Source organism: Clostridium sp. (assembly GCF_029258205.1).
GTDB lineage: Bacteria > Bacillota > Clostridia > Clostridiales > Clostridiaceae > Sarcina.
Genome location: NZ_JARHZJ010000004.1, coordinates 102,975 through 113,948, shown reverse-complemented (window position 1 = coordinate 113,948; position 10,974 = coordinate 102,975). Strand labels below are relative to the sequence as shown.

At 27.5% G+C, this 10,974-nt stretch carries 11 protein-coding genes and 1 riboswitch; of the genes, 10 read left to right on the top strand and 1 reads right to left on the bottom strand.

All coding sequences use genetic code 11. From position 1 onward, the window contains the following. Positions 1 to 872 (bottom strand): CotS family spore coat protein (locus tag Q1J60_RS00755; RefSeq protein ID WP_300257177.1); only part of this gene is annotated, 872 nt, incomplete at its 3' end. Positions 873 to 1,075: 203 nt separating this feature from the next. Between Q1J60_RS00755 and Q1J60_RS00750 the strand changes: the two genes are divergently transcribed. The 10 genes from Q1J60_RS00750 to Q1J60_RS00705 all read left to right on the top strand — a co-directional run bounded on the left by Q1J60_RS00750 (position 1,076) and on the right by Q1J60_RS00705 (position 10,937). After that, positions 1,076 to 2,104 (top strand): deoxyguanosinetriphosphate triphosphohydrolase, encoded by a 1,029-nt coding sequence (locus tag Q1J60_RS00750; RefSeq protein WP_300257182.1) that lies wholly within the window; start codon positions 1,076 to 1,078, stop codon positions 2,102 to 2,104. A 168-nt stretch (positions 2,105 to 2,272) separates the two neighbouring features. Then, entirely contained in the window at positions 2,273 to 4,060 is a 1,788-nt protein-coding gene (dnaG, locus tag Q1J60_RS00745; protein ID WP_300257174.1) for a DNA primase, read from the top strand. Positions 4,061 to 4,086: 26 nt separating this feature from the next. Then, entirely contained in the window at positions 4,087 to 5,187 is a 1,101-nt protein-coding gene (rpoD, locus tag Q1J60_RS00740) for an RNA polymerase sigma factor RpoD (protein ID WP_003451215.1), read from the top strand. Positions 5,188 to 5,418: 231 nt separating this feature from the next. Next, on the top strand, positions 5,419 to 6,306 hold the full coding sequence (locus Q1J60_RS00735) for a PH domain-containing protein (protein ID WP_300257171.1): 888 nt from the start codon (positions 5,419 to 5,421) through the stop codon (positions 6,304 to 6,306). A gap of 13 nt (positions 6,307 to 6,319) precedes the next feature. After that, positions 6,320 to 7,009 (top strand): tRNA (adenine(22)-N(1))-methyltransferase, encoded by a 690-nt coding sequence (locus tag Q1J60_RS00730; protein WP_300257168.1) that lies wholly within the window; start codon positions 6,320 to 6,322, stop codon positions 7,007 to 7,009. Then, a complete protein-coding gene (locus Q1J60_RS00725; RefSeq protein WP_300257166.1) occupies positions 7,009 to 7,797 on the top strand; it encodes a Nif3-like dinuclear metal center hexameric protein in 789 nt (262 codons plus the stop codon). Before Q1J60_RS00730 ends, Q1J60_RS00725 begins: the two co-directional genes overlap by 1 nt. Before the next feature lie 139 nt (positions 7,798 to 7,936). Next, a riboswitch (PreQ1 riboswitch) is annotated at positions 7,937 to 7,981 on the top strand. A gap of 262 nt (positions 7,982 to 8,243) precedes the next feature. After that, positions 8,244 to 9,227, top strand: coding sequence for a nucleoside hydrolase (locus Q1J60_RS00720; protein ID WP_300257164.1), 984 nt, complete (start codon positions 8,244 to 8,246; stop codon positions 9,225 to 9,227). Between the two features lie 15 nt (positions 9,228 to 9,242). Then, positions 9,243 to 9,800 carry an ECF transporter S component gene (locus Q1J60_RS00715; protein WP_300257161.1) on the top strand — a complete coding sequence of 186 codons (558 nt, stop codon included), beginning with the start codon at positions 9,243 to 9,245 and terminating at the stop codon, positions 9,798 to 9,800. Between the two features lie 17 nt (positions 9,801 to 9,817). Next, a complete protein-coding gene (locus tag Q1J60_RS00710) occupies positions 9,818 to 10,507 on the top strand; it encodes a radical SAM protein (protein WP_300257159.1) in 690 nt (229 codons plus the stop codon). 172 nt (positions 10,508 to 10,679) lie between these two features. Beyond that, positions 10,680 to 10,937, top strand: a complete 258-nt coding sequence (locus tag Q1J60_RS00705) for a hypothetical protein (RefSeq protein ID WP_300257156.1) — start codon at positions 10,680 to 10,682, stop codon at positions 10,935 to 10,937. The last annotated feature ends 37 nt before the right edge of the window (positions 10,938 to 10,974 follow it).

Below are 10,974 nucleotides of genomic sequence, written 5' to 3'. Positions count from 1 at the left end.
TCTGTAAGAGGAGCAATTGAATTATATGTTTTAAGTATCTTTCTTGTTAAGTCTATATCCCAATTAGTATTTGATCTTTTTAATAAACGTCTCATGAAATAACATAAATCATACATAGAATAATTTAAGGATGCTTTATCAAAATCAATTACCCAAACATCAGTATTATCAATTAAAATATTTTTATTTACATAATCTCCATGACAAAGAGATCTACTTAAATTTTTATTATTAATAGCTCCTGAAACTAGCAGGGATTCTTTAGCTAGATAAATATTTTCATCAAAAACATCTAAAAATATTGATGAAAATTTGTCCTTATGTTTCATTTTAGTTGCAGTATTAAATGATGAAAGAATCTTATTAAAGTGTTTTAATGTGGATATGTAGAGACTATCAAATCCAGTTTTAATTAAACTACCTTCAATTGCTTTAAAGTTTCTTGAACAATTATGCATTTTAGCTAGATTTTCTATGGATAATAAGATATGTTGTAAGTTATCGAAGTTACATTTTTCACCTTTAACCCATGGACAAAGCATAAAGAGCATATTATTTGCTTTAACAAATCTACCATTAAACTTTGAAGGAAGCATCTTTGGAAGTTTAATTTCATTTCTAGCAAACCATTCCATAACTGAATATATGAATAAGAGAGTCCCTTCATCATAATAAACCTTTTTTAAGCAAAAGGTATTTTTAGGATTATTAATATCATCAATTAATTTGTAAACAGCTCTATTTTTATCTGTATTTTTAAATTTTATATTCTCTATAGAATAGTTTTCTAAATTATACATAGGTAAAACTATGGATTCTACAGCATTAAAAATTGCATCAGATTCATTAAACTTTTTAGAATGCTTTCCCATGATTAACCTCCTAATAAAAAATTACTTATTATAAGCATATTATGATTAACTTTAGATTATACTTTAAAATATGAAATAGTTTAGTTTAAAGTTAAAAAGATTCATTGATAGTTTGCTTTATAAAACAGATATAAAGTTGTAAATCTCTAGAATTATAAAAGGATTTTAAATAGATGCATAGAATATATATAGTAGGTGATGCTATGAAAATAAGAGAGAATATTGAAATTTTTGAAAGAATAAAGTTAAATAGAGTAGCAAAGTTTTCAGAGGAATCCATAGGAAGAGAACGTTTAGAAGAACCAGATGAGATAAGAACCTGTTTTATGGTGGATAGAGATAGAATAATTCATAGTAAATCTTTTAGAAGATTAAAAAGGAAAACTCAGGTTTTTATAAGAACTTATGGAGATCATTATAGAACAAGGCTTGTTCATACTTTAGAAGTTTCTCAAGTAGCAAGGACTATAGGAGTAGCTCTGTCATTAAATGAATATTTAATAGAGGCTATTGCTTTAGGCCATGATTTAGGTCATGCAGCTTTTGCTCATATTGGAGAGGATGTTTTAAATGATTTTCTTCCAGGTGGGTTTAAGCATAATGAACAAAGTGTTAGAGTAGCAAAAAGAATAGAGAAAAATGGCTTAGGTCTTAATTTGACTAAAGAAGTTTTAGATGGAATATTAAATCATAGTGGATTTTCAAATGTTAGCAATGTAGCAGGAACTTTTGAGGGACAAGTAGTTAGATTTGCAGATAAAATTGCATATGTAAATCATGATATAGACGATTCAATTAGAGCGGGAATTTTGAAAGAAAAAGATTTGCCTAAGGAACTTATTGAAATCTTAGGTGCTAGTGGCAGTGAAAGAATAGACACTTTGGTTAAAGATTGTGTTTTTAATACAATTGATAACATAGATAAAGGAGAACCTAGGGTATCTTTAAGTAATGAAATAGGAGATGCCTTTGTTAAGCTTAGAAAATTTTTGTTTGATAATATATATTTAGGGAAATACTTAGAAGATGAGAGGAAAAAAGCAGAATTCGTACTAAGTAAGGTTATAGAATATTATTACAAGAATTGGGCTAAAATGCCTGAATTATATAGAAATATATGTGAAAAAGAAGGAATACATAGAGGGGTTGCGGATTACGTTTCAGGAATGACAGATGATTACTGTACAAATGAGTTCAATAAAATATATATTCCAAAGTTTGTGATGTATTAAATATTTTTGGAATAATTAGGGCTAAATATTGCTAAAATATAATTATTATGCGTTTACACTTGAAAAATATTAAAAAAAAAGTTATATTTAAAATTTGAGAAGGATTTTATCAATTGATGTCGAATAATAATTAATTGTCAAAAAATATTAAGAAGGTGAGTAGATTTCTTGCGAATTTCAGAAGAAATTATAGAAAAAGTTAAAGAGCAAAACGATATTGTTGATGTTGTTTCTGATGTGGTAAGACTAAAAAGAGCGGGAAGAAATTTTTCAGGTTTATGTCCATTCCACAATGAAAAAAGTCCATCTTTTAGTGTTTCTCCTGATAAACAAATATTTAAATGCTTTGGATGTGGAGAAGCTGGAAATGTAATAAGTTTTGTTATGAAAACTAAAAATTTAAACTTTGTTGATGCTGTTAAAGATTTAGCTGATAGAGCTAATATAATAATACCAATAGAAGATGGTAAGCAAAGCGAATCGCAAAAGAAAAAGCAGGTTTTATATAACATAAATAAGCAGGCTGCTAGATATTACTTTTCTAATCTTCAAAATAATAAGGAAGCTAAGGAGTATTTTTTAAGAAGGGGAATAAAAGAAAATATATTAAAAAGCTTTGGTCTTGGATATTCTAAGGAGGGATGGCAAAATACCATAAACCATCTTAGAAAACAAGGATTTAGTAATGAAGCTATTGAGGCAGCTGGATTAGGGATTAAGAGTGAAAAGGGAACTTTTTATGATAGATTCAGAAATAGAGTTATTTTCCCTGTATTTGACTATAAAGGAAGTGTAATAGGCTTTGGGGGTAGAGTTTTAGATGATTCTAAACCTAAATATTTAAACTCTCCAGAAACATTAGTCTTTCACAAAGGAACTAATCTATATGCTTTAAATTTTGCTATAAAGCATGGATTACAAGAAAGAACATTAATAATAGTTGAAGGATATATGGATTGTATATCGCTTCATCAATATGGAATAACTAATGTAGTTGCTTCTTTAGGTACTGCATTGACAGACAATCAAGCTAGATTATTAAAAAGGTATGTAGACAGAGTAATAATATCATATGATGCAGATATTGCTGGGCAAATGGCTACTATACGTGGACTTGAGATATTGCAAAATGCAGGATTAGATGTTAGAGTACTAACTGTACCAAAAGGTAAAGATCCAGATGAATTTATAAGAGCTAATGGTAAAGAGGCTTTTATAAAGTTAATTCAGTCTGCAAAAAAACTTATAGATTATAAGCTTCATAGGGCTAGAATTGGTATAGATTTTTCAGATAATAATGGATTAATAAAGTATGCTGAAAGGGTTGTTAATATACTATCAGATTTAAATCCTATAGAAAAAGATGTCTACATAAAGAAGATTTCAGAAGAAACATCCATAAAAGAACAAGCATTTTATGATTTATTAAATAAAAAATTAATAAATAGTAATAAAAACCATGAAAATGTTAATAATAAGGAAGAATATGGAACGAAATTGTATGTGGAACCTCCTTATGTTAGATGTGAAAGAAGTGTTTTAAAACTTCTTTGTATGGAGGAAAACCATTCATTAGTAAAGAAATACTTAGAAGAGGATGATTTAATATCTCCTAATATTAAATCTTTAGAAAAGATAATCAATGATTCAATTGAAGAAATAGGATTTAATAATTTAGAAAAGCATGTAGAAGCTAAGTGTGAAAATCCAAATGTTTTAAAGGAATGGTTAGAAGTAAAAGAATTACTTATTCTAGATCATTCTTCTAATATAGAAGTTCTTGTTAAAGATTATATTAATCTTATTAGAAAATATAAGTTAGAGCAAGAACAGACTACTTTACTTAAAGAATTAAAAAGATGTGAACAAAACAATATGTTTAAAGAGTCACTGGATTTAGTGAAAAGAGCTAAAGAAATAAGTGATAAATTAAAAGAACTAGAAAGGAGTAAGTAGTTTTAATGGCGGAAGGAGGTAATAAAATGAAAGCTAAAACAACAAAAGCAAAAAAAGGTGAAGGTAAAGAAAAAGTTGACAAAATGGTCTTAGTAAAAAGACTTATAGATAAAGGTAAAAAAAGCGGTTCATTGACTTACAAGGAGATAATGGATGAACTTGATGAAATAGAATTAAACCCAGAACAAATAGAGAAAATCTATGAGGTTCTAGAATCAATGGGTATAGAGGTAATTAGTGAAATTGAGCAAGAAGAGGAAGAGGAGGAAGAATTAGATCTTTCTGTTCCAGAAGGTATTGCTATTGATGACCCTGTAAGAATGTATTTAAAAGAAATAGGTAAAGTTCCACTATTATCATCAGAAGATGAAATAGAGCTTGCTAAAAAAATAGAAGAAGGAAGTAACTATGCTAAGAAAAAATTAGCAGAAGCTAACTTAAGACTTGTTGTAAGTATAGCTAAAAGATATGTTGGTAGAGGAATGTTATTCCTAGATCTTATACAAGAAGGTAACTTAGGTCTTATAAAGGCTGTTGAAAAATTTGATTACAGAAAAGGGTATAAGTTCTCAACATATGCTACATGGTGGATAAGACAGGCAATAACTAGAGCTATTGCTGACCAAGCAAGAACTATAAGAATACCAGTTCATATGGTAGAAACTATAAATAAACTTATAAGAATACAAAGACAATTAGTTCAAGAGTTAGGAAGAGATCCATTACCAGAGGAATTATCAAAACAAATGGATATGCCAGTAGACAAGGTAAGAGAGATCTTAAAAATAGCTCAAGAACCAGTTTCATTAGAAACTCCAATTGGTGAAGAGGAAGATTCACATTTAGGTGATTTTATACCAGATGATGATGCGCCAGCACCAGCAGAGGCGGCTGCATTTACAATGTTAAAAGAACAATTAATCAATGTTTTAGATACTTTAACTCCTAGGGAGGAAAAAGTGCTAAGATTAAGATTTGGATTAGATGATGGAAGAGCTAGAACTCTTGAAGAAGTTGGTAAAGAATTCAACGTAACTAGAGAGAGAATTAGACAAATTGAAGCAAAAGCTTTAAGAAAATTAAGACATCCAAGTAGAAGTAAAAAATTAAAAGATTATTTAGATTAGTATCTTAAGATTAGTGCCTTAAAGGTACTAATCTTTTTTGTATTTTAAAAAGTTTTAATGTTTGTATAAAGTAGGGGAGTTCAAATTATATGAAAAAGATTTAGGTTTTAAGAAAAGGAAGAGATAAAAATTATGATTCATATAAAGTATAGAGGTAATAATAAAAGATAAAAGCTAGTTTCTGAATAAAGCTTTATTTTATGATATAATTACAATGAGGTGAAGTAGTAAATGATAAAATTTAAGGCTAGAAGAGGCCATGGTGTATTTGAACTCTTGGCATATCTTTTATTAGGAAATGCACTATTGATCATATTAAATAACATAGTTAATGGTTATTTAGAGAGGAATTTAGTAATAGTATCAAGCTTTGTTTATAGCATTGTATGCATTTATTACATTTTATTGGATTTATCCTTAGTTTACGAAGTTAATGATGATTACATTGAAATAAATTGTTTTAAAGGATTAAAAAAACTTAGGATAAATTTTAAAGATGTAAATGGTTTTTTAGAGCAAGATAAAGTTATAAATGGATTTAAATTATCTGGTTTTGGAAAACATAAGTATTGTTTTGGTAGATGTGTTGTTCATAATGTAGGGCTTGCTCGTATGTTTGTAACTTCTAGTAAAAGAGTTATATATATACATACAGAGGATATAAGTTATGGATTATCTCCATATGAATTTGAAAAGTTTAAAAAGTTAATAGTATCAAAAGGAATAAAGGAAGAAAGTTTCAAGGTAAAAGTTAATAATGCAAGAGCAATAATAAGGGATAAGGGATTTTATATTCCTTTTATAATAACATCCTTAATAATACTTGGTATTATATTAATACCTTCTATATTATATTTATCAGGAGCTATGCCTGATAAAATGCCAATTGACTTCAATTCACATTTCATACCTTGTACTATTGGAAGTGGGAAGGATTTTGTAGGAAGACAAATTATATATGGAATAATGAATATGATTCTGTTAGTATGTATTTATTATGCAAGTCATTTTTGTGCTAAATATGATAAAAAGTTAGCTCAAAGATATATTTATTTGTCTTTAATAATATCATTAGTGTTTTTAGTTTCTCAAATACAGACACTGATAAATTATTTGTAGAAAGTGGGATAAGATGGAATTAAGTAAGCGATTAAAAAGAATAGCAGAACATGTTGATAAATGTGAAAGTGTAGCTGATATAGGTACAGATCATGGATATATACCTATATATTTAGTTAAAGAAGGAATATGTGAAAAAGCAATAGCTTCAGATATAAATAAAGGACCTATAGAAAAAGCAAAGATTAATGTTGCTTTTGAAGGGGTTTCAGATAAGGTTAAATGTCTTTTAGGACCTGGGCTTACTCCTTTAAAAATAGGAGAAGTAAATGGAGTTATATTAGCCGGAATGGGTGGAAATCTAACTAGAGATATTTTATTAGCTGACATGGAAAAGGTAAAAAAGTATGATTTTATAATATTACAACCAGCTCAAAATCCAGAGGTTTTAAGAGAATTTTTATATAAGAATGATTATGAAATAATAGATGAAGATTTAATTAAAGATGAAGGTAGATTTTATGAATTATTTAAAGTTAAATACAATGAAAATTCAGAAAAACTAGTACTTGAGGATGAATTAGAATACGAAGTAAGTTCTTTATTAAGAGAAAAAGATCATACATTATTTAAGGAATTTATAGAAGAAAAAATAAATAGATGTGAGACTATATTAAGTTTTATAAAAGAAGATACAGAAGCGGCTAAGAAGAGAAAAATTGGTTTAGAAGAAAAGATAAATAAACTTAAGGGGATGTTATAATGAAACTAAATGACATTATAAATATAATAGAAGATATTGCCCCAGTTAATTTAAAAGAAGGCTTTGATAATGTAGGTCTTATGGTTGGGGATAGAGAAAAAAATATAACTAAGATTTTATTAGCTTTAGATTGTACTGAAGATGTTATTAAAGAGGCTAAGGAAATTGGGGCAGAGCTAATTTTAACTCATCATCCACTTTTATTTAGAAAGCCAAGCACAATAACAACAGATACTCTATTAGGTAGAAAAATAATAAACTTAATAAAAAATGATATAAATCTTTATTCAGCACACACTAACTGGGACTCAGTTAAAGGTGGTTTAAATGATACTTTAGTTGAAATTTTAGGATTTAATGACGGAATCATAATTGATAGGAACCAAGTTGATTCTGAGGCTGGAATTGGTAGAGTAGTAGAGTTAACTAATGAAATGACTGTCCTAGAAATAATAAATCTCATAAAATCTTCCTTAAGAGTTAAGAATTTGAGATATGCAGGAGATTTAAATAAATTTATTAGGAAGATTGCTATTGTAAATGGTAGTGGTCAAGATTTCTTTGGAGATGCAAAAAAACTTGGAGCAGATCTAATAATAACTGGAGATACAACATATCATTTTGTTTCAGATTATAAGGAAATGGGATTAAATATTTTAGATATAGGACATTTCAATTCAGAGTGGCCTGTTTTAATTAAGGTAAGTGAAAAAGTAAAAGAAAAATTAGATTCAGATGTAGAATTTATTATTTCAAAAGAAGCTAAAGATCCTTTTGAATTCATATAATTCTTAGTATGGAATATTATAATTAAAATGTTATAATATAGGATAAATAAATATTATTTGAAATTATGTGATTTTAGTATATAATAGGTATGGTGTGGTTTTATATCACACCTAAAATTTTATAAAAATCCAATGTAATTTGGTAGAGGTTCGTAACCATCCCTCTATAAAAAACTAAGGGCTGTAACTGTATTATAGGATAGTTATACTCTTTAGTATGCCTGTAATATAGTTTTTATTATTTTTAGACTAAATTCATAAGTTTTTATAAGTAAATGTGGATTTTTAAATAGCTATTAAGAACTAATTTAAATTTTAACTGTATTGATCAATATTTAATTAAAGGGAAAGTTTAAAATTTATATTGGTAGAAAGATAGTTATAAAGGAGTTTAAATATAATAACAGTTCCTTTTGGTTAAGTTAAATCAAGGGGAGGAATTTAAAATGGATAAGAGAAAGGTAATTATTGATTGTGACCCAGGAATAGATGATGCTTTAGCAATTATTCTTGCATTAAAGTCAAAAGAGATTGAGGTTATAGGAATAACTACTGTATCAGGAAATGTCGAAAGCTTACAGGGAGCTAAAAATGCATTAAAGGTACTTAAGCTTTTAGGTAGATTGGATATTCCTGTTTACTTAGGAGAAAGTAAGCCAGTTAAGAGAGAGCTTGTAACAGCACAAGATACTCATGGAGAAGATGGTTTAGGAGAAACTTTTTTAGAAGAGATCTCTAGTGAATATATTAGAGAGGATGCAGTTAATTTTATTTTGGATACTTTGAAAAATGAGGACAATGTTAGTATTATTGCTCTGGGACCATTAACAAATCTGTTTAGAGCTATAAATATGGATTCAGAAACTTTTCATAGGGTCAAGGAGATAGTTTCTATGGGAGGAGCTTATAAGAGTCATGGAAATTGTTCGCCAGTAGCTGAATTTAATTACTGGGTAGATCCTCATGGGGCAAGTCAGTTTCTAAAAAAGTTTAATGGTGAATTTACTATGGTTTGTTTAGATGTTACAAGAGAAATAGTTTTAACACCAAATTTAAGAGAAATGATACATCAATTTAAAGATGAAATTGGTGATTTTATATATGATATTACTAGATTTTATGTTGATTTTCATTGGGAACAAGAACGAACACTTGGATGTGTTATAAATGACCCATTAGCAGTAGAGTATTTTATAAATAGAGATCTTTGTCAAGGATTTAAAGCTTATGTAGACATAGCATGTGAAGATATATCCATGGGACAAAGTATTGTTGATGTTGCGGATTTTTATAGAAAAAGAAAGAATGTATTTGTTTTAGATAAAGTTGATAGCAAAGAATTTATGATAAGTTTTCTTAATAAAATATTCCCGAGTCATACAGATGATATTAAAAATGTGCTTGATAATCCAAAGTATGGCGTTAAATAAGGAGGGAATATTAATATGAGAAGTTCAAAAAGTTTAAAATTAGCAATAATGGGAATAGGAATAGCATTAAATATAATTGGAGCTTTTATAGCTTTGAATTTAAGATTACCTATTTATCTAGATTCTATAGGTACAATTATGGTTGGATTTGTACTAGGACCTATTTATGGAATGATAACTGGGGTCTTAGGAAGTGTAGTTAGTGGAATAACATTTGATATATATTCTTTATATTTTGCACCAGTTCAAATATTTACTGGATTTTTTGCAGGATATTTTTATGAAAAAGGTCTCATGAAAGGAAAGAGGTTATTTTTAAGCGTGTTTATAATGACCATATTTGTAAGTTTTATAGGAGCTTGTATAACTGCCTATATATTTGGTGGACTTACTTCATCAGGTTCTAGTTATATAATAGTTATTTTAAATAATTTAGGGGTCAATCCTGTGGTAAGTGCTTTTATAACACAATTTTTAACAGATTATTGTGATAAATTAGTAGCTGTTTTAATAATGTTACAGGTTGTTGTAAGATTGCCTAAAAATATTTTGCTAAAATCACAGAATAATTAAATGGAGATGAAAAAATTTTGGATAGATATAATGTTATAGATAATAAAAATAATAGAGAAATAGTTCTTCTAAAATCTTTTCCGTGTGTATGGGGAAAATGTGCCTTTTGTGATTATATAGAAGATAACTCAAAGAATACTGAAGAGATAATAAAATTAAATAAAGAAGTTCTTAGTAATGTAAAAGGAATTTACGGTGTTTTAGAAGTAATAAACTCTGGAAGCGTTTTTGAAATTCCAAAGGAAACATTAGAAGAGATAAAAAGGATTGTCATTGAAAAAAATATTAAAAAACTTTTCTTTGAAGCACATTGGTGTTATAGAAATAGATTAAAAGAAATAGAAGAATATTTTGGAGTTCCTATAATATTTAAAACTGGCATTGAAACATTTGATGATCATTTTAGAAATGATATTTTAAATAAGAACGCTAGATTTAAGGATATAGAAGAGGTAAAAAAATATTTTAAGTCAATATGTCTAATGGTTGGAATAAAGGGCCAGACTAAGGATATGATAAAAAGAGATATGGACATACTTTTAAATAATTTTAAGTATGGAACAGTTAATATATGGACTGAAAATACAACTTCTTTCAAAAGAGATGAGGAACTTATTAAGTGGTTTGAAAAAGAATATTCTTTCTTAAAAGATAATAAAACTATAGAAGTATTATTTGAAAATACAGACTTTGGGGTAGGAGATTAATATTTTTATAGTACTGTGTTTATAAATGCATTAATTTATAATAAGAATATAAATAAAGAGTAGATAGAAACATAATTTTATAATAAACTTTTAGGAAAAAGCACTTGTTTTATGGAGAAAACAGGTGTTTTTTCATATAATGATTTATAAGTAATACTTAGGATGGAGAATTATGTGGTCCAATTTTGGAAATAGATTTAATGGAGACTGCTTTAAAGACTTAAAGAGAGATTTTAATAGATTAATTAGAAATTTTAAGAGAAATACATGTAAAAGGTGTCTTATTAATAATTGTTATTTCAGAAATGCTTTAAAGTGGGGGACTGTAGGTGGGATATTAACTTTCCTTATAATAAGTCAAATAGGAGTTCCTTTAGCTATTGTTTGTATTGGAATAGTAGCAATATTTTTGATTTGTAGAAAATGGTAGAAAAAATAATTTGAAAAAAATAATTATATATGTTAAT

What these genes read in the sequence shown, in the direction of transcription:
- Q1J60_RS00750 (WP_300257182.1), top strand. Translation starts at nt 1,076, where the DNA reads ATGAAAATAAGAGAGAATATTGAAATTTTTGAAAGAATAAAGTTAAAT.
- rpoD (WP_003451215.1), top strand. Translation starts at nt 4,087, where the DNA reads ATGAAAGCTAAAACAACAAAAGCAAAAAAAGGTGAAGGTAAAGAAAAA.
- Q1J60_RS00735 (WP_300257171.1), top strand. Translation starts at nt 5,419, where the DNA reads ATGATAAAATTTAAGGCTAGAAGAGGCCATGGTGTATTTGAACTCTTG.
- Q1J60_RS00730 (WP_300257168.1), top strand. Translation starts at nt 6,320, where the DNA reads ATGGAATTAAGTAAGCGATTAAAAAGAATAGCAGAACATGTTGATAAA.
- Q1J60_RS00725 (WP_300257166.1), top strand. Translation starts at nt 7,009, where the DNA reads ATGAAACTAAATGACATTATAAATATAATAGAAGATATTGCCCCAGTT.
- Q1J60_RS00720 (WP_300257164.1), top strand. Translation starts at nt 8,244, where the DNA reads ATGGATAAGAGAAAGGTAATTATTGATTGTGACCCAGGAATAGATGAT.
- Q1J60_RS00715 (WP_300257161.1), top strand. Translation starts at nt 9,243, where the DNA reads ATGAGAAGTTCAAAAAGTTTAAAATTAGCAATAATGGGAATAGGAATA.
- Q1J60_RS00705 (WP_300257156.1), top strand. Translation starts at nt 10,680, where the DNA reads ATGTGGTCCAATTTTGGAAATAGATTTAATGGAGACTGCTTTAAAGAC.